The following is an 18,392-nucleotide window of genomic DNA, read 5'->3' as shown; positions in this document are numbered from 1 at the left end:
TAACTCATTTCGGAGCAGGAGAGGATTGCTATGAACAGCCCCAGCCGGGTGATCAGTTTCGTCAACGCAGGCCATTTCATCGACCATTATGCGATGCTGATCTTCGCCGCCGCGGTGATCATCATGGGACCGGCGCTCGGCATGGCCTATTCGGAACTTCTGCCCTATGCGACGCCGGGCTTCGTCGCCTTCGGTGCGGGCTCGCTGCTCACCGGCTGGCTCGGGGACCGCTGGAGCCGCCGCCACATGATGCTGATCTTCTTCGTCGGCATCGGCGTCTCCATGATCTCGGTCGGCTTCGTGCAGACCCCGGCGCAGCTCGGCGCCGCGCTGTTCGCGATCGGCATTTTCGCTTCGATCTATCATCCCGTCGGCACCGCGATGATCGTGTCTTACGCGGACAAGCTCGGCCGCGAGATGGGGTTGAACGGCGTGTGGGGCAATCTCGGCGTTGCCTCATCGGCGCTGGTCACCGGCGTGATCGGCCAATATCTCGGCTGGCGTTTTGCCTTCATCGTCCCGGGCATTGTCACCATCCTGATCGGCATTGCCTTCGCGATGATGGTCGTGCACGAGGACCGCAAGGGCTCGAAGCAGGCTGCGGCGCAGGCGCGCGTGGCCAAGCAGGACATGTGGCGCGTGATCCTGTCGCTGCTGATCGTGGTGATCGCGATTTCGACGACCTTCAACGCCGTCACCGTCGCGCTGCCAAAGCTGTTCGCCGAGCGGCTCGCAGATCTCACCAAAAGCCCGGCGCTGCTTGGCGTCATCGCAGCGTGCGTCTACGTGTTCGGCGCGATGACGCAGTACACGATCGGCCGGCTGCTCGACCGCTATTCGCTGAAAACGGTGGCGCTGCCGCTGTCCTTCATGCTGGCGCCGTTCCTGTATCTGGCCGCGAGCCTGTCCAATTTGCCGCTGATCCTGGTCTCGATCGGCATCGTCATGGGCGCGTTCGGGCAGGTCACGGTCAACGACGCCATGGTCGGCAAGTACACCAGCGAGGAGTGGCGCTCGCGCGCCTACGCCGTGCGCTATTTCATCGGCTTCACCGCCGCCGGCGCCTCGGTCGGCCTGGTCGCGTGGCTCTACGAGCAGGGCGGCTTCGTCACCATGCTGCATGCCTTCGCCGCACTCTGCCTGCTCGCGATCGCAGCGGCGATCATTCTCCCGCGCGAGATCCGGACACCGCAGGCTGTTTGAGGGGGAACGTTCTCGTGTCCCGGACAAGCTGCAACGCGCGAGCGTTGCGGCGCAGAGCCGGGACCCAGAGGCTGCGAATTCCCGTGTGGCATGGGCCCCGGCTCTGCAGCGTACCGCGAAGTGGCGCTGCGCTGCGTCCGTGGCATGAGCGCGGCGTAACGTCAGCACTCTCTCGTCATTGCGAGGAGCCCTCGCGACGAAGTAATCCAGAATCCTTCCGCGGAGGGACTCTGGATTGCTTCGCTTCGCTCGCAATGACCGGACTGAGGAGGCGGTCGCGCACACGACCCACGATGCCATTCTGCCGGTGTTTTGCCCGACGAGTCAAACGTCGGTGCAGCTGAACGTCGGTGCAGCCGAAAAACCCCAACGCCGTCAATGTCGTTCTACTTTGCATGGGGTTGTTTTCGCGTTTTTTGTTGAAGCACCCCTTACCCCCGTCGCGAAGTCAGGGAACTCCCGTTGCCTCCCGCGGGTTCTACCCTCTGTCGCCCCCGGCACCCTGCCGGGGCAGATGAAGGGGGAAGACGCCTGCATGCAGTGGAGCCTGCTCCGACCGGTCGGCCTTGTCCCCGCGGCGCTTGTCCTCACCACCATTGCGGCCTGTGCCGAGGGCGGTAAATCCGCCGGCCCGTCCGAATTCCTGCTCGTTGCGCAGATCGTGCTGCTGATCGCGGTCGGCCGCGGTCTCGGCGAGATCATGCAGCGCTTCGGCCAGCCCTCGGTGATCGGCGAATTGCTCGCCGGCATCCTGCTCGGGCCGTCGCTGTTCGGCTGGCTCTGGCCCGACGCGCAGCACGCGATCTTCCCGAAGACGCCCGAGCAGAAGGCGATGATCGACGGCATCGCGCAGTTCGGTATTCTCCTGCTGCTGCTGCTGACCGGCATGGAGACCGACCTGAAGCTGGTCAGGAAGGTCGGCAGGGCCGCGATCGCGGTCTCGATTGCCGGCATCCTCGTGCCCTTCGCCTGCGGTTTCGTGCTCGGCGAGTTCCTGCCGGACACACTGCTGCCGAATCCGCAAGCCCGCCTGGTTGCGTCGCTGTTCATGGGCACGGCGCTGTCGATCTCCTCGGTGAAGATCGTTGCTGTGGTCGTGCGTGAGATGAACTTCATGCGCCGCAATGTCGGCCAGATCATCGTCGCCGCTGCCGTCACCGACGACGCCATCGGCTGGATCATCATCGCCGTCATCTTCAGCCTGGCCTCGCACGGCACGCTGGATATCGCCTCGGTGGCGAAAGCCGTGCTGGGCACGCTCGCCTTCCTCGCCGTCAGCTTCACCATCGGCCGCAAGCTTGTGTCTCAGCTGATCCGCTGGGCCAACGACAATCTCGTCAGCACCGCGCCCGTCATCACGGTGATCCTGCTGCTGATGAGCGCGATGGCGCTGATCACGCATCTGATCGGCGTTCACACCGTGCTCGGTGCCTTCGTCGCCGGCATCCTGGTCGGGGAGTCCCCGATCCTGACGCGGCAGATCGACGAGCGGCTGCGCGGGTTGATCTCCAGCTTCTTCATGCCGGTGTTCTTCGGTCTCGCCGGCCTGAGCGCCGACCTCACGGTGCTCCGCGATCCCGATCTGCTGATGCTCACAGGCCTGCTGGTCGTGATCGCCAGCGTCGGAAAGTTCGGCGGCGCCTTCGTCGGCGGCACCGTCGGCGGCTTGAACACAAGGGAGTCGCTGGCGCTCGCGAGCGGGATGAACGCGCGCGGCTCGACCGAGGTGATCATCGCGACCATCGGCCTTTCGATCGGCGTGCTCAGCCAGAACCTGTTCACGATGATCGTGACCATGGCGATCGTGACCACGATGGCAATGCCGCCGATGCTGCGCGCGGCGCTGGCAAAGCTGCCGATGAACAAGGAGGAGGAGGACCGCCTGGAGCGGGAGGAATTCGAGAAGCGCGGCTTCCTCGCCAATCTCGAACGTCCCTTGCTGGCGGTGGACGAGAGCGTCAACGCCACCTTCGCCGCCCACATCGCGGGCCTGATCGCCGGCATGCGCGGCTTGCCGGTCACCGTGCTGCACATCGGCAAGCGCGCCAAGGAGCAGGAGAAGGGCCGCGACGAGGAGGAAAGCCCCGAAGCGGTAGTGAAGAAGGCCGCCGAGACCGTATCGGCCCATGGCGATGGTGACGCCGGCAGCGTCGATGTCGTCACGCGGACAAGTCGCGCGGAGCTCGGCGAGGCCATCGCCGACGAAGCGCGCAAGGGCTTTGATCTCCTTGTCATCGGCGTCGACAAGGCCACTGCCGCCAAGGATCGCTTCGATCGCAAGGTCGAGGACATTGCAGCGAAGTTCGGAGGACCGCTCGCAATCGTGGCGGCCAAGGGGAAGCACCTGAAGCAGCCGATGCCCGACGCGCTCAACATCCTCGTTCCGGTCTCCGGCGGCGGCGTCTCCAAGCGCGGCGCCGAGGTCGCGGTCGCGCTGGCGCAGGCGGGATCAGGCTCGCTCCGGGTGATCTATGTGGCGACGACGCGCGACAAGGGCGCGCAGCGCGGCGCCTCTCGTAGTCTGAGCCAGGAGGCCGGCATCCTGAAGGACGCCAGCGATCTCGCGGCCCGCTACGATGTCGACATCACCACGACCTTGCGCGTGAACCGGGCGCCGGAGGCGGCGATCCTGCGCGAGATCGAGACCACCGATGTCGATCTCGTGGTGATGGGCGTCGACCGCATCCAGGCCGATCACCTCTCCTTCGGCGGCGTCGCCGACGCCGTGCTCAGGCAGGCGAAGGTCTCGGTGCTCCTGGTCTCGAGCGGCGAGGCGCGGCCGACGTCCACCGAGAAAGCCTAAAGCATGATCCGGAAAAGTGCGAAGCGGTTTTCCGAAAAGATCATGCTCAAACAACAACCTAAAGCGCGATGATGATTCATCCTCATCTCATCGCGCTTTAGTGCTTCACCTCGGCCACCGCCACCGCCTTCGGCGCCTTCTTCGACGCACGCCAGTTCTCGAAGCGCTGCACCACCACGAAGAAGGCCGGCACGAACAGCACGGCAAGGCAGGTCGAGGCCAGCATGCCCGAGAACACGGTGATGCCGATCGACTTGCGCGCGCTGGCGCCGGCGCCGGTCGCGATCACCAGCGGCACCACGCCGAGGATGAAGGCGAACGACGTCATCAGGATCGGGCGGAAGCGCGCGCGCGCCGCTTCAATCGCGGATTCCAGCACCGGCTTGCCGTCGCGGCCATGCAGCTCGAGCCCGACCTCGACGATCAGGATGGCGTTCTTGGCCGACAGCGCGATCAAGAGGATCAGGCCGATCTGGCAGTAGAGGTTGTTGTCGATCTTGAGGCCGTTGAGGATCAGCATGGGGCCGATCAACGACAGAGGCACCGCCAGGATCACCGAGATCGGCGCATACCAGCTCTCGTACTGGCCGGCGAGCACGAGATAGACCAGCAGCATGGCGAGCCCGAACACCCAGTAGATCTGGTTGGAGACCGCCTTCTCCTGATAGGACATCGCGGTCCATTCGTAGCCGGTGCCCGGCGGCAGCGTCTTGTCCGCGATCTCCTCCATCAGTTGCAGCGACTGGCCCGAGGAGTAGCCTTGCGCCGGCAGGCCGATGACGGTCGAGGAGGGATAGAGATTGTAGAGGCTGATCAGCGAGGGGCCGGTGGCGGGCGTGATCGTGGCGACGGTGCCGATCGGGATCATGTCGCCGTTCGAGTTGCGCACCATCATGTTGGCGATGTCGTGCTCGGTGACGCGGAACGCGGGATCGGCTTGCGTGTAGACCTGGAACACGCGGCCGAACTTGTTGAACTGGTTGACATAGGACGAGCCGAGATAGGTCGACAGCGCCGCGAACACCTGGTCCGTCGTGACGTGCAGGGTCTGGGTCTTGATGCGGTCGATCTCGACGTTGAATTGCGGCACCGAGGAGCGGAACGAGGACTGGACGCGCTGCAGCGCGCTCTGGCTCTGGCCGTTGCTGACCATCGCGCCGGTGATCGCCTGCAGCTTGGCGAAATCGCTGTTGCCGTCGCGCAGTTCGACCTGCATCGAGAAGCCGGCCGCGTTGCCGATGCCCTGGATCGGCGGCGGCGGCAGCACCAGCGTGCGCGCTTCCATGATGGCCGCGAGCTTGTCGTTCAGCCCGTAGACCAGCGAGCGCAGATCCTCGCCCGGTCCTTTGCGCGCCTCCCAGTCCTTCAGGATGATATAGGCGACGCCGGCATTGGCAAGGCTGGCGCTGTTGTCGAGCGCGGAGATTCCGGCGATGGTGATGACCTGCTGGACTCCGGGCGTGTCCTTGATGAGCTCGCTCGCTCTGTCGAGCACCTTCTGGGTCCGCTCCAGCGCGGCGCCGTCGGGCAGTTGCACGGCGGCGATCAGATAGCCCTGGTCCTCGATCGGCAGGAAGCCGGTCGGCACCCGCGACAGGCCGTAGCCACCGATCCCGATCAGCACCAGCGCGAATGCGACCGAGATCGTGGCGTGCCCGCACAGCAAGCTGATCAGCCTCGTGTAGCCACGCTCGACGCGGTCATAGACAGCGTTGAAGCCCCGGTAGAAGAAGTTTCGCTGCGCGGGCGGCACCGTCGGCCGCAGCCAGAGCGCACATTGCGTCGGCTTCAGCGTGGCCGCGTTGATGGCGGACAAAAGCGCGGTTGCCGCGATCACCAGTGCGAATTGCGAATAGATGCGCCCCGTGAGGCCTGCGAGGAACGAGGCCGGCAAGAACACCGAGATCAGCACCAGGGTGATGCCGACGATCGGCGCGAACAGCTGGTCCATCGCCTTGATCGCGGCGTCGTGGCCGTTCATGCCCTGCTCGATGTTGTGCGCGGCGCCTTCCACCACGACGATGGCGTCGTCGACGACGATGCCGATCGCGAGCACGATCGCGAACAAGGTCGACATGTTGATGGTGAAGCCGAGCGCGGCCATGGCGGCGAACGCGCCGATGATGGTGACAGGCACCGTGGTTGCCGGCACCAGCATCGCGCGCCAGTCCTGCAGGAACACCAGGATCACGACCAGCACCAGCAGGCCGGCCTCGATCAGCGTCATGTAGACCTCGTGCACCGAGGCCTGCACGAATTTGGTGGTGTCGAACGGCGTGTCGTACTTCATGCCCTGCGGGAAGGCCTTTGCGAGCTCCGCCATCTTCTTCTCGACGGCCTGCTCGACCTGGAGCGCGTTGGCGCCGGGCGACTGGAACACGCCGATGCCGGTGGCCGGCTGCTGGTTCAGGGAGAAGATCTGGCTATAGGTCTGCGCGCCGAGCTCAACCCAGCCGACGTCGCGCACGCGCGTGACGTCGCCGCTGGTGCCTGATTTGACGATGATGTTCTCGAACTCGGCGGTGTCGTCGAGCCTGCCGTTGACGTTGAGCGTATACTGGAACGCCTGTCCCGACGGTGTCGGCGGTGCGCCGACCTGGCCGGCGGAGACCTGCTGGCTCTGCTGCTGGATCGCCTGGATGACGTCCTGCGGCACCAGGCCACGGACTTGCAGCTTGTTCGGATCGAGCCACACTCGCATCGAATACTGACCGGCGCCGAACACGGTGACGTTGCCGACGCCGGGCAGGCGCGAGAGCTCGTCGCGGAGATTGATGGTGGCATAGTTGCTCAGATAGAGGCTGTCGAACGTCTTGTCCGGCGAGGTCAGCGTCACGAACAGCAGGATCGAGGTCGACCTCTTCTGGACGGTGACGCCCTGGTTCTGCACGGATGACGGCAGTTGCGACAGCGCGCTGGAGACGCGGTTTTGCACCAGCACCTGCGCGAAGTTGAGGTCGGTGCCGATCTTGAACGTCACCGTCAGCGTATAGGTGCCGTCGGAGCCGCTGTAGGACTGCATGTAGAGCATGTCCTCGACCCCGTTGACCTGCTGCTCGATCGGCAGAGCCACGGTGTCGATCACGGTCTTGGCGCTGGCGCCGGGATAGCGCGTCGTCACCTGCACCGTCGGCGGCACCACATCGGGATATTGCGCGATCGCGAGATTGAACAGCGCGACGCCGCCGATCAGGATCATCAGCAGCGCGATGACGTTCGAGAGGACCGGCCGCTCGATGAAGAATTTTGAGATCATGGCCGGGCGCTCCTGCTTGCAGATCTTACTTGGCCGACGCCTGGGGCTGCTCGATCTTCGTCACCTGCGGGTCGATCTTCTGGCCCGGAATTACCCGCAGCAGTCCTGCGATCACCACGCGGTCGTCCGGCTTCAAGCCGCTTTCGATCACCCGCAGGCCGTTGTCGACGGGGCCGATCTGCACCTTGCGCTGCTCGACAATGTTGTCGCCGTTGACGACGAGGAGATAACGGCCGCCCTGGTCGCTGCCGAGCGCGGTGTCCGGGACGAGGAGGGCGGACTTCTCCTGGTCGAAAGGCACGCGGACGCGGACGAAATAGCCGGGCAGCAACACCCTTTTGTCATTTGGAACGACGCCACGCACAGCGAGCGTGCCCGTCGATGAATTAAGAGTCGGCGAGACGTAGTCGAGGTGGCCTTCATGCGGATAGCCGGTCTCGGTCTGGAGGCCCACCTGGATCGGCAACTGCTTGAGGTCGGCGACGGTCAGCCCGCGGCGGGCCGCTTCGGCGCGGATGCGAAGGACGTCCTGCTCGTTGACGGTGAAGTTCACCCAGATCGGGTCCATCGCGACGATGGTCGCAAGCTGGGTCGGGGAGGAGACGCCGACGAGCTCGCCAACCGACACCATATGCGCGCTGACGATGCCGTCGAACGGCGCGCTCACCTTGGTGTAGCCGTAATTGACCTCGGCGAGCCTCGTATTGACCTGGGCCTGCTGCAGGCTGGCCTGGGCGTTGTCGCGGGTGGATGTCGAGGTGTCGAGGGTGGCCTGCGAGACCGCCTGGCGCTGCACGAGATCGGCCTGCCGCTTGAAGTCGGCTTCGGCCTGCTTGAGCGTGGCCTGCGCGCCGACCTCGGCAGCCTGCGCTTGCTCGAGCTTGAGCTTGTAGGTCTCGGGCTCGATCGTGAACAGCTGGGTGCCCTGTTTGACGAAGATGCCGTCCTGGTAGTCGATCGATTGCAGGAATCCCTGCACGCGCGCGACGAGGTCGACATTCTTGATCGGCGCGGTGTTGCCGGTGGCCTCGACATAGCGCGTCACCGGGCGCTGCACGGGCGCGGCGACGTCCACCTTGGGCGGCGGCGGGGCGACGAACGTGTTCTTGTCCTCGCAGCCCGTAAGCGCGGCCGCGGCCATCGCGGCGGCCAGTGCCCGCCCGATATGTCTCCACGCTCCGTTGCGCCGTGCGGGATTCGCGCAGGTCATTCGGGGGCCCCCGGTTGCTGTCTGTCAGGGTGGGAGGCTACCAACAAATGCCCGGCCGTGGAACACCATAGCCATGGCAGTCGTCCGGCCCTGCACTGCAAACCGCGCTGTGGCCTTTGGCAGCTTTGCCAAGACAAACCGCCTTTCATCGCGCGCACGATCGACCAGAATTGTGTCAAAGGCCGAGCGACGGCGCGCGAAGCGGTCGGGAGGAGCAAGAGACCTAGAGAAGAAGAGAACAAGAGAAGAAGAAAAGGTCAGGAGATCATGACATGCCCACGTCTCTCCAGTCGGTCCTTAAGTCTGTCCTTGCCGGCCTCGTTCTCGCAGCGGCGGTTGCCATGCCCGCGCTAGCCGATGGTCTGAAGGACGACATCGCACCGACCGGCAAGCTGCGGGTCGCGATTGCGATCAGCGCGGCGGGCGGCGCGTTCTGGTCGACCAAGACCGAGGCCGGTTATGCCGGCGTGCCGGTCGATCTCGGCAGGGAGATGGCCGCCCAGCTCGGCGTCCCCGTCGAATATGTCGTGCACCAGAATTCCGGGCAGATCACCGACGCCGCCGGCAATGGCACTCTTGAAAAAGGTGCCTGGGACGTCACCTGGCTGCCCAAAGACCCCGAGCGCGAGACCAGGATGATGTTCGGCCCGATCTACGAGGTCGCGGACGCCACCTACATCGTCAAGGCCGGTGCGAGCGTCACCAATTTCGCCGCGCTCGACCAGGTGGGCATCAAGGTCGCAGCCGTCAACGCCACGACCACCATGCGCGGCGCGGCCGCGCATCTGAAGAACGCGAAAGTCACGGGCTACCAGACCTATGACGAGATCTTCGGCCTCCTCAACAGCGGCGAGATCGACGCCTTCGCGCTGTCGCGCGATCAGCTCAACAAGATGGCGCAGAGGATCCCTGGTACAAAGGTGCTGGACGAGACGTTCAAGAAGACGGTCACCGCGGTCGCCGTGCCGCTCGGCCACAGCCAGGCATTGGCATTCGTCACCAGGTTCATGACGGAAGCGACGACGAACGGCACGCTGCGCAAGGCCTATGACAATAACGGCCTGAAGGACTCGCCGATCCGCACCGAGTAGGGCGCGCGGCGCAGGATGGCTGCGCCGCGCTCCGGCCCTACGGCTCCGCGGTGCGAATGCCCGCGGGGCTCACCTGCATCTTGAGCGTGGACGTCCTGTTCAGCGCCTTGCCGTCGAATGAGAACGCGATCAGCTCGCTTTCGACCATGCATTGCGCCACGACATATTTGGAGTCCGTCGACCACACCATGCCCTGGCACCAATGGCCGATCTTCGCTTCCGCCACCGGCGTGAGGTCGGTTCCCGAGATCTTGTAGACCTTGAGCAGGCCGAAATCGTTGAAGAACGGCGAGGCCGGCGGCTTGTTCGAGCCGTTCATGACGGTCACGGCAACATGGCTGCCATCCGGAGACATTTTTACGGCTTCGGGCGTCTGCCCGACTGTGACCGTCGTGACGACGCGGATTGGTTTTGCGGTCATGTCGATCAGGCTGATCGTGTCACCGTCGCCGCTGCTGGCGCCGACATTGCCGACGATGGCGGTGGCGCTGCCGGTGAGATCGATGTCGTAGGGACGAATGCCCGCCGAGAGGTCGCGCTTGGCGTACTCGACCTTGCTCCCGTCCACAGTCAGAAGCGAGATTTTGCTGTCTCCGTCACGCGTGACCAGCGCGGTCGCTCCGTCACGGGAAAAGACGGCGTGGCTGGGTCCTGATTTGGCGTCGCCAAGCTGGATCTTGCCGGCCGGCGCCAGCGTGCCCCCGCTGATCGCGAAGACCGAGACCGTGCCTTCGCTGCGGTTCGCAACCAGTGCCAGCGTGCCCGCGCGGTTGATCGAAACGCCGGCAGCGCCCGCGCCGGCTTGCAAGGTCGCCAGCACTTTGGGCGGAGTGGATTTCAGGTCGATGACCGAGAGCTTGTCGTCGGGCACCGTCTTGGCCGGATCCGCAGGATCGAGCTTCATCGCGCCGGTGACAAGGGCGAACGCGCCATCCGGCGCAATTGCCACGCTCGGCGGCGGGCCGACGACGCTGGCCGGGGCGGGCACCTCGCCAAGCAGTTTCAAGGCACCGTCGGTGAAGTCGATGACGCTCACCGTGTCCGGCAGCGGCTGCTTGCGCACCACGGCGTTGCCGTTCTCCAGCACCATCTTGCCGTCATTGGCGGTGACGACGATCTCGGCATGGGCGGCGCAATTTGCGAGGGCTGTCAGGGACGTTGCGACCAGAGTTGATGCGGCGCGGCGCGTACGCCCGCGAAGAGCGGCTTTCATGTTTCCCCCAGAGACTTTGTTTTTGTGCAGCGAAGCTAAATCCAACCGGGCGGATTTCGCAACAATTCGGCGGCAGTCTTTTTTGCGTCGGCGCATGGAATAAATGCGCAAGACGCATCCCGGAGCTGGGATGAGGTGGAGCTTCCGGCGAGCGCGGTCCTGAAAAAATTTGTCTGAATCACTACGCAGAGTGTCTCGTGCGTCAAACTGACACAGCTCTGTCACCCGTGATCGCTAGGCTCCCGCAGGTCGGCGTCAATCCTTCGGGGCAACAGAACAATGAAATCCAGATTTCTGACGACGGTCGCGTTATTCGCGGCCGCGACGGCACTCGCGTGCAGCATTCCCGTCCTCGCGGACGATTTCGGTCGCGACCGCGATCACGGTCGGGATCATGATCAGGACCGCGATCATCATCGTCATCCGCATGACATCCACACCGAGACGCCGATCAAGCATCTCGTGATCATCTTCAACGAGAACCGCTCGTTCGATCATTACTTCGCGACCTATCCGAACGCGGCCAATCCGTCTGGCTCGATCCCGTTCGTGCCGAAGCCGCATACGCCGAAGGTGAACAATCTCGTCACGGCGAACCTGCTGGTCAACAATCCGAACAACAGCCCGGCCAACGGCACCGGCGCGACGGATCCGTTCCGCCTCGATCGCACCCAGGCCAACACGCGCTCGCAGAACCACGCCTATACGCCCGAGCAGCAGGCCGTGGACAACGGCAAGGAAGACCTGTTTCCGAAGTTCACCGGCCGCGGCACCGCCGGCGGCGCCGGCGCCTTCGGCACCAACGGTCAGGTGATGGGCTATTTCGACGGCAACACCACCACCGCCTTCTGGAATTACGCCCAGCACTTCGCCATGAGCGACAATGCCTGGACCGACACCTTTGGTCCGTCTACGCCCGGCATGCTCGAGGTGATCTCGGGTCAGACCAACGGGGTGCAGAACATCGTCGGCACCTCGACGCAGACCGTGCCCGACGGCCAGGGCGGCCTGACGCTGATCGGCGACACCGATCCGGGCAACGATCCCTGCTCGAGCAAGACCAGCACCATCCTGATGGACGGCAAGAACATCGGTGACCTGCTCAATGCCGAGCACATCGGCTGGGGCAGCTTCATGGGCGGCTTCGACCTGACGCTCAAGAACGCCAACGGCACCACCGGCTGCGGTCGCAGCACGTTCTCCAGCAACGTCAACGGCACCATCGTGGACTACATTCCGCACCACGCCTGGTTCCAGTACTACAAATCGACCGCCAACCCGACCCATGCGCGGCCGAGCTCGGTCCGCGCGATCGGCCATACCTACGACTTCAACGGCAAGGTCGATCCGGCCAACCACGGCTACGATCTCGAGGACTTCTACGCCGCGGTGAAGGCCGGCAATTTCCCGGCCGTCTCCTACATCAAGATGCCGGCCTTCCAGGACGGTCATGCCGGCAACTCCGATCCGCTCGACGAGCAGGTCGGCAATGTCGAGCTGATCAACTTCCTCCAGAAGCAGCCGGAATGGCGCGAGACCGCCGTCATCATCACCTATGATGACTCCGACGGCTGGTACGACCACCAGTACGTCGCGCCGAAGAGCGCCTCCTACGATCCGACTGCCGATCAGGTCAACGGTCCGGGCCTGTGCGGCCTCGGCTCCAACAAGCAGCCTGCGCCGAAGGGCCTGGGCGGCAAGCCGGTGAACGGCCGTTGCGGTCCGGGCACGCGCGTTCCCTTCATCGTGGTCTCGCCTTACGCCAGAACGAACTTCGTCAGCCACACCTACATCTCCCAGGCCTCCGTGGTGCGGTTCATCGAGGACAATTGGTTGCGCGGCCAGCGTCTCGGCGGCGGCTCATTCGACGCCAGCGCCGGATCGATCATCGACCTGTTCGATTTCGATCATGATCACAGCCATGATTACCGGACCGATGCGCTGTTCCTCGATCCGAGCTCCGGCACGGTGATCACCAGCCCGCCGGACGAGCATCACCACCACTAGGACCACTGATCCTATGAACAGCCGCACGATGTGGCTTCTCGGCGCCGGCCTGCTTTGTCTGGCCGGCGCCGTCTTCGCCGTCGAGACGCAAGGATTTGCGGAGGCCAATCCGGCCGGCGCGAATCCCAACCCGGTTCGCCTCATGCGCTCGCCCACAGCTCAATTGTCCGCGATGGCGCAGCTCGGCAAGGAGATTTTCTACGACGCCTCGCTATCCTCGTCCGGCGCGCTGTCATGTGCTTCCTGTCACAGCCCGGATCACGCTTACGGCCCGCCCAACGACGGGCCGGTCATGCTCGGCGGCGCCAATCTGTCGCGGCAGGGTGCGCGCGCGGTACCGTCGTTGACCTATCTCGACCGCCACCCGAATTTCAGCATCGGCCCTGACAAGGGCGACGACGACAACGTCATCGACCTCGCACAGATGGCCGCGCTCGGCCAGCAGGCGGCGCGCACGACGAAGACCGCGGGCGGCACCGGCGCGTCGGCGAACATCGTGCCGCAGGGCGGCCTGTTCTGGGACGGCCGCGCCGACACACTGCAGGACCAGGCGCTGTTTCCGCTGCTCGATCCGAACGAGATGGACGGCGGCAGCGCCGAGATCGTGGCCGACAAGCTGCGCCGCGCGCCCTATGTGCAACGCTTCGTCGAGCTGTTCGGCGCTGGTGTGCTGAGAAATCAGCGGCTTCTGATCGCAGAAGCGATGTTCGCGGTCGCGCGCTATCAGGTGGAAGAGCCGAGCTTCCATCCCTACACCAGCAAGTACGATTACTGGCTCGAAGGCAAGGCACGGCTTTCGGAGAGCGAGCTACGCGGCCTGCAATTGTTCAACGATCCCGACAAGGCCAATTGCGCCGGCTGCCACACCTCTGCGCCGACCCGCGACGGCCTGCCGCCGCTGTTCACCGATCATCAATACGAGGCGCTCGGCGCGCCGCGCAATGCGGCGCTCGCCAATAATCGCGACCCCGATCATTTCGACCTGGGCGTCTGCGGTCCGCATCGCACCGACATCGCCGAGCAGACGCAATATTGCGGCATGTTCCTGACGCCGACGTTGCGCAACACGGCGACGCGCCACGCCTTCTTCCACAACGGTGTCTTCCATAGCCTCGAGCAGGTGCTCGATTTCTACAATTTCCGCGACACCAATCCGGACAAGGTTTTTCCGCGCGCAGCCGATGGCGATGTGTTGAAATACAACGACCTGCCGCAAAAATATCACGCCAATGTCGACGTCTCCGATCCGCCCTTCGATCGTCACCCCGGCGACAAGCCGGCGATGACGGAGCAGGACGAGGCCGACATCATCGCCTTCTTGAAGACGCTGACGGACGGCTACAAGCCGGAGAACTAGCGCGGCTTGATCTCCGCGTATTTCACCATCGCCTTCTCGAATTTCCGCTTGAACAGCCACATCGCGCCAAGGATTTCCCGGAGGCTTGCCGAGGTTCGCGCCCGGTCGGCCTGTCCAAAAGCAAAAATGCTGTTGTTGCGCAGGTGCTTCATGATCGTCGGACTGGACACCCTGTAGTTCAGGAGATCACCGGACTTGAGCGCGGACCGCGTCGGCGTGGGGACGATCTGGATCAGCTCGAACAGCTTCATCTGGTCGATCGGGTCGGGCAGCGTCTTCACGATCCCCGGGATCTCCCGAAAAACATCCGCATGCGCGTTCATCAGGCCGTCGCGCACGTTGGTCCAGTGGTTGAAACGGTGATCGGTGCCGCGGGCGCGGGCCTCTTCCTTGTCATCGCGTGCGCTCAGTTCGGGATCGGCCGCCGCGATCTCTCCCTTGATGGCTTCCCATTTCCTGCGGCCGTTGCGGTCCTCGGACGGGCCGGTCTGGAAGCTGCCCATATAGGTGTTCGAGCGCCCGTTGCGGACGTTCTGCTTGCCGTTGGTCTCGGCGAAGAACAGCCCGAGGCTGATCCGGCCCGCAGCTTCCGCGTGGTCAGGCGCGAGCCCCCTGACGCGCGCGATCGCGCCGGCGAGATCGACGACGTCCTTGAACGGCGTCGCCGAATTCTGCGCCCCCGCGGGCGGCGCCTCCATGATCTCGAACAGCCTTGAATATTCGTCGATCAGCGGCTCGATGTCGGCATCTAAATAGGCCGGTGGTATCTCGAACTTGTTGGGCCTGCCGATCCGAGACGGCATGGCGTCGGTGAGATCCTTGTAAGCGCTGATCACGGCGACGCGGGCCAGATACAGCGCCTGTCCCGGCAGGTTCGGCAGCGGCTGCTTCGCCTCGATCTGGCCGCGCCGCTCGGCAAGGATGGACTTGAAATCGCCGAGGGCGCGCTCGTAGGCCGCGAGCGCCTCCGTTTGTCTTGCCGTGAGCGTTTGCGCCTGGCTCTGGACGAACGTCGTCAGGACCAGCCCAAGCGCCGCGATGATTGCGAGGAGTTGACGTCGTGCAGGCATGGCCGGTTCCCCCAACGATTCGTCGGTCAGGGGATCGTAGCCTAGTCGTTGGCTTCGGGCGGCAGGAAGTCGACCTCGTGCAGCGCCGAGATGCGCACGACTTCGGCGGGGTCGGTCAGATTGTGGAGCTGGTTGAACAGCGCCTCCAGCTTCTGCATCGGCGAGACCCAGAACAGCGCGCGGGCCGGCTTGTCGGACTTGTTGAAATAGCCGTGCGGGATGCCGCGCGGCAGGCGCACGAGGTCGCCGGCGTGGGCCTTAACCCATTTGCCGTCGAGCTTGAGGTCGAGCGTGCCCTCCTGCACCAGGATGAATTCGTCCTGGGTCGGATGGATGTGCACCGGCACGAACTGGCCCGGCTCGCTGTTGGTCTCGAAGGCAAAGGCGGACTCGGTGATGGCCTTGGGAAAATAGACCTGGCCCAGGATGTTCCAGGTCTTGCCGCCATAGCCCGTGCCGTTTGCGGTAATGCCTTTTTCGAGTGACGTCATGGCTCGCCTCCAATGGATTTGGCTGGATGAGTTTTGCGCAAATATCGCGCGCGGTCCATCCGTTCGACTGCACTAGCGTCCGTCGCGGTCAGCCGCCTGCTTGCGCAGAAAGCCTTCGACATCGGCCTGCACCGAATAGGGCTTTGGGATCGGATCGCCAGCGGCGTCGACGGCGGTGTCGAGGGAACGGCGCAGCAGGTTCGCGAGCTCGGCCTTGCGGTAGGGTTTTGTCAGAAGCGGCGCGCCCATGGTGGCGTGTCCCTGCGCGTGCAGCGAATCATAGGCATAGCCTGACGTGAACAGCACCCGTAGCGAGGGCCGCGCAGTCACCATCTGCTCGGCGAGCTCGCGTCCGTTGATGCCGCCGGCCATCACGATGTCGGTGAAAAGCAGGTCGAACCGCGTGCCCTCGGCCGCGATGGCGAGCGCCTCGGTCGCGTTGGCGGCCGGGATGACCTTGTAGCCGAGGCTTTCGAGCTGGACCGTGACGTACTGGCGGACGTCGCGGTCGTCCTCGACGCAAAGGATGGTTTCCTTACCCCCCACGACCTTGCGCTCGTCATAGCCGGCCGGGCGAAGCGTGCTCGCCTCCGCCTTCGGCAGGTAGATCGTGAAAATCGTGCCGCGTCCTTCTTCGGAAGCGACTTTGATGCCGCCGCCGGACTGCTTGACGAAACCGAACACCATGCTGAGCCCGAGCCCCGTGCCCTTGCCGATCTCCTTGGTCGAGAAGAAGGGGTCGAAGATCCGCTCCAGAATGGCCTGTGGAATGCCGGTGCCGGTGTCGGCGATCTCGATCCCGACATAGTCGCCGGCATAGCCGGCCCCGACCGCCACGGCCTCGCGGACGCCGAACACGACGTTGCGCGTCGTCAGCGTCAGTCTGCCGCCATCCGGCATCGCGTCGCGGGCGTTGATCGCGAGGTTGAGCAGCGCCGAGCTCAATTGGCCGCGATCGACGAGGGCGAGCCAGATGTTGCCGTCGAGCCGGGTCACGATCTCGATCTTCTTGTCAAAGGTTGCCCGCAGCAGCTTTGCGAGCTCTTCAAGGAGTTCGTTGACGTCGCTCTCGGCCGGCTTGAGCGCCTGCTTGCGGGCAAAGGACAACAGGCTCGACGTCAACGCCGCACCGCGGTCTGCGGCTTCGCTGATCAGCTTGGCGATGGTCGCAAGCGGCGGATCGTCCTTCACGGCGTCGGCAAGGATCTCGATCGTGCCGGTGATCACGGTGAGCATATTGTTGAATTCGTGCGCGATGCCGCCGGTGAGCTGGCCGACCGCCTCCATCTTCTGGGCCTGGATCAGCTGCTCCTCGGCGGCGCGCTTCCGGGTGACGTCCTTGACGAAATTGTTGATGAGGGTGCGGCCCCCGAGATGGAGCGCCGTGCTGGACGCCTCGATCAGGATCTCGTCGCCGTTCCGGTGCAGCAGACCCGCTTCGAACCGGATGCCGATCGGCGTGTTCGACAGTTCCGGCAGTAGCCGCATCATGCGTTGCCTGAAGCCCTCGCGCAGCGGCTCGGCGATGAGGAGGCTGACGACGTCAGTGCCGAGCGCCTCCTTGCGCGTCCATCCGGTCAAGGCCTCGGCCTGAACGCTCCACTCCAGAACGATACCGTTCGCGTCGGTTTGAACGAAGGCATCGAGTGCGGTCTTGATGACGGCCTGGGTCATCTGCGCGCTGGCCCGAGCCTGCTCGGCCAGTTGCGCAGCAGTGCGCTTGTCCTGCGACGTTTCGATCGCGCGCGTGCAGAGACGGGCGAGTAGCACCGCAACGCCGCCGCTTGCCAGCAGGGCGACAATCTGGGCAATGCCGAAGCCGGTTCCGGTCGCGGCATAGGAGACGAGGAGAGCCGCCGCGGTCACGATGACCTGCGCGGCCATCGCGAATGTCAGAACGCCCCTGAGTTTCATGGTCTCACACCAACGCGTCAGTCGCGGACCCTTGTGTCCGCCCTGTCAACGAGGCCGGCTCCACGTGAGCTACAGATTCCGTGCGGCGGCGTCGAGGGGCAATTTGCGGTGGTGCCGGGTGGCGGACGCTTCAACCTGCCGGCGAATCGGTCTGGCGCAGCGTCGTCACCCAGATCACGCGCGCCGTCTGCTGAGTCGGGTTGTCGAACATGTGCGGCACGATGCTCGGAAAGCGAAAGCTGTCGCCCGCCTCGAGCAGGTGGGCCTGGTTGTCGAGCCACAGCCGCAGGCTGCCCGAGAGGATATAGCCCGCCTTCTCGCCGGTGTGCTGCAGGAAGTCGGTGCCGGACGACGCGCCGGGATTGAGCGTAAGCTCGTAGAGTTCGAGCTGGCCTTTGTCTGCCGGGGTCAGCGCCTCCTTGACGACGCCGCTGGCGGTGAGCCGCAGCAGGCGCCGGCTGTTCTTGCGCACGATGTAGCGCTGCACGTCGGCGGGATCTGTGGTCTCGAAGAAATAGGAGATCGGGACGTCGAGCGCGATGCTGAGCAGGCGCAGCGTGCGTATCGACGGCATGGCGCGCGCGCGTTCGAGCTGGCTGATCATGCCGTTGGAAAGGCCGGTCTTGTTGGCGACGTCCTGGATCGAGAGGCCGGCACGCTGGCGCAGCAGCCGCACGGTCTCGCCGAGGCGCTGGTCGACCGCATCGTCAGCCTCGATCGTCGGGGCCCCCTTCGGACTGTTCGTGTCGCCGCGACCATCCATGTCGCTCTCCCATG

General features: G+C 64.6%; 12 protein-coding genes. 5 read left to right on the top strand and 7 right to left on the bottom strand.

Annotated elements, in window-relative coordinates:
- Positions 1–30 precede the first annotated feature (30 nt).
- Both QCM77_RS10030 and QCM77_RS10025 read left to right on the top strand, forming a co-directional pair.
- Entirely contained in the window at positions 31–1,203 is a 1,173-nt protein-coding gene (locus QCM77_RS10030) for an MFS transporter (RefSeq protein WP_279659530.1), read from the top strand.
- 535 nt (positions 1,204–1,738) lie between these two features.
- Entirely contained in the window at positions 1,739–4,006 is a 2,268-nt protein-coding gene (locus QCM77_RS10025; RefSeq protein WP_279683279.1) for a cation:proton antiporter domain-containing protein, read from the top strand.
- A 97-nt stretch (positions 4,007–4,103) separates the two neighbouring features.
- On the opposite strand, the gene QCM77_RS10020 is transcribed toward QCM77_RS10025, so the two are convergent.
- Positions 4,104–7,262: an efflux RND transporter permease subunit gene (locus tag QCM77_RS10020; protein WP_279659531.1), complete on the bottom strand. Its 3,159-nt coding sequence runs from the start codon at positions 7,260–7,262 to the stop codon at positions 4,104–4,106.
- Between the two features lie 25 nt (positions 7,263–7,287).
- Positions 7,288–8,472, bottom strand: a complete 1,185-nt coding sequence (locus QCM77_RS10015) for an efflux RND transporter periplasmic adaptor subunit (RefSeq protein WP_279659532.1) — start codon at positions 8,470–8,472, stop codon at positions 7,288–7,290.
- A 272-nt stretch (positions 8,473–8,744) separates the two neighbouring features.
- Between QCM77_RS10015 and QCM77_RS10010 the strand changes: the two genes are divergently transcribed.
- Complete coding sequence (locus QCM77_RS10010; protein ID WP_279659533.1) at positions 8,745–9,563, top strand: transporter substrate-binding domain-containing protein; 819 nt, start codon at positions 8,745–8,747, stop codon at positions 9,561–9,563.
- Positions 9,564–9,600: 37 nt separating this feature from the next.
- On the opposite strand, the gene QCM77_RS10005 is transcribed toward QCM77_RS10010, so the two are convergent.
- Positions 9,601–10,776 carry a YncE family protein gene (locus QCM77_RS10005; protein ID WP_279659534.1) on the bottom strand — a complete coding sequence of 392 codons (1,176 nt, stop codon included), beginning with the start codon at positions 10,774–10,776 and terminating at the stop codon, positions 9,601–9,603.
- A 279-nt stretch (positions 10,777–11,055) separates the two neighbouring features.
- Between QCM77_RS10005 and QCM77_RS10000 the strand changes: the two genes are divergently transcribed.
- Both QCM77_RS10000 and QCM77_RS09995 read left to right on the top strand, forming a co-directional pair.
- Positions 11,056–12,783, top strand: a complete 1,728-nt coding sequence (locus QCM77_RS10000) for a phospholipase C (protein ID WP_279659535.1) — start codon at positions 11,056–11,058, stop codon at positions 12,781–12,783.
- Between the two features lie 13 nt (positions 12,784–12,796).
- The gene (locus QCM77_RS09995) at positions 12,797–14,140 is read left to right on the top strand and encodes a cytochrome-c peroxidase (RefSeq protein ID WP_279659536.1); all 1,344 of its coding nucleotides are present in this window, start codon (positions 12,797–12,799) and stop codon (positions 14,138–14,140) included.
- Here the strand turns inward: QCM77_RS09995 and QCM77_RS09990 are convergent.
- The 4 genes from QCM77_RS09990 to QCM77_RS09975 all read right to left on the bottom strand — a co-directional run bounded on the left by QCM77_RS09990 (position 14,137) and on the right by QCM77_RS09975 (position 18,378).
- Positions 14,137–15,210: a hypothetical protein gene (locus tag QCM77_RS09990; protein WP_279683191.1), complete on the bottom strand. Its 1,074-nt coding sequence runs from the start codon at positions 15,208–15,210 to the stop codon at positions 14,137–14,139. The two genes, QCM77_RS09995 and QCM77_RS09990, sit on opposite strands and share 4 nt — an antisense overlap.
- A 41-nt stretch (positions 15,211–15,251) precedes the next feature.
- A complete protein-coding gene (locus tag QCM77_RS09985; RefSeq protein WP_279659538.1) occupies positions 15,252–15,701 on the bottom strand; it encodes a cupin domain-containing protein in 450 nt (149 codons plus the stop codon).
- Between the two features lie 72 nt (positions 15,702–15,773).
- Positions 15,774–17,615, bottom strand: coding sequence for an ATP-binding protein (locus QCM77_RS09980; protein WP_279659539.1), 1,842 nt, complete (start codon positions 17,613–17,615; stop codon positions 15,774–15,776).
- A gap of 130 nt (positions 17,616–17,745) precedes the next feature.
- A complete protein-coding gene (locus tag QCM77_RS09975; RefSeq protein WP_279659540.1) occupies positions 17,746–18,378 on the bottom strand; it encodes a cupin domain-containing protein in 633 nt (210 codons plus the stop codon).
- Between the last annotated feature and the right edge of the window lie 14 nt (positions 18,379–18,392).

This window comes from Bradyrhizobium nivariense, from assembly GCF_029846695.2.
In the GTDB taxonomy this organism is placed as follows: Bacteria; Pseudomonadota; Alphaproteobacteria; order Rhizobiales; family Xanthobacteraceae; genus Bradyrhizobium.
The sequence above is the reverse complement of the archived record's forward strand: the minus strand, read 5'-3'. Positions and strand labels throughout refer to the sequence as shown.

Coding starts and splice junctions, on each gene's coding strand:
- QCM77_RS09995 (WP_279659536.1), top strand. CDS start 12,797: ATGAACAGCCGCACGATGTGGCTTCTCGGCGCCGGCCTGCTTTGTCTG.
- QCM77_RS09990 (WP_279683191.1), bottom strand. CDS start 15,210: ATGCCTGCACGACGTCAACTCCTCGCAATCATCGCGGCGCTTGGGCTG.
- QCM77_RS10025 (WP_279683279.1), top strand. CDS start 1,739: ATGCAGTGGAGCCTGCTCCGACCGGTCGGCCTTGTCCCCGCGGCGCTT.
- QCM77_RS10015 (WP_279659532.1), bottom strand. CDS start 8,472: ATGACCTGCGCGAATCCCGCACGGCGCAACGGAGCGTGGAGACATATC.
- QCM77_RS10005 (WP_279659534.1), bottom strand. CDS start 10,776: ATGAAAGCCGCTCTTCGCGGGCGTACGCGCCGCGCCGCATCAACTCTG.
- QCM77_RS10010 (WP_279659533.1), top strand. CDS start 8,745: ATGCCCACGTCTCTCCAGTCGGTCCTTAAGTCTGTCCTTGCCGGCCTC.
- QCM77_RS10030 (WP_279659530.1), top strand. CDS start 31: ATGAACAGCCCCAGCCGGGTGATCAGTTTCGTCAACGCAGGCCATTTC.
- QCM77_RS09975 (WP_279659540.1), bottom strand. CDS start 18,378: ATGGATGGTCGCGGCGACACGAACAGTCCGAAGGGGGCCCCGACGATC.
- QCM77_RS10000 (WP_279659535.1), top strand. CDS start 11,056: ATGAAATCCAGATTTCTGACGACGGTCGCGTTATTCGCGGCCGCGACG.
- QCM77_RS10020 (WP_279659531.1), bottom strand. CDS start 7,262: ATGATCTCAAAATTCTTCATCGAGCGGCCGGTCCTCTCGAACGTCATC.
- QCM77_RS09980 (WP_279659539.1), bottom strand. CDS start 17,615: ATGAAACTCAGGGGCGTTCTGACATTCGCGATGGCCGCGCAGGTCATC.
- QCM77_RS09985 (WP_279659538.1), bottom strand. CDS start 15,701: ATGACGTCACTCGAAAAAGGCATTACCGCAAACGGCACGGGCTATGGC.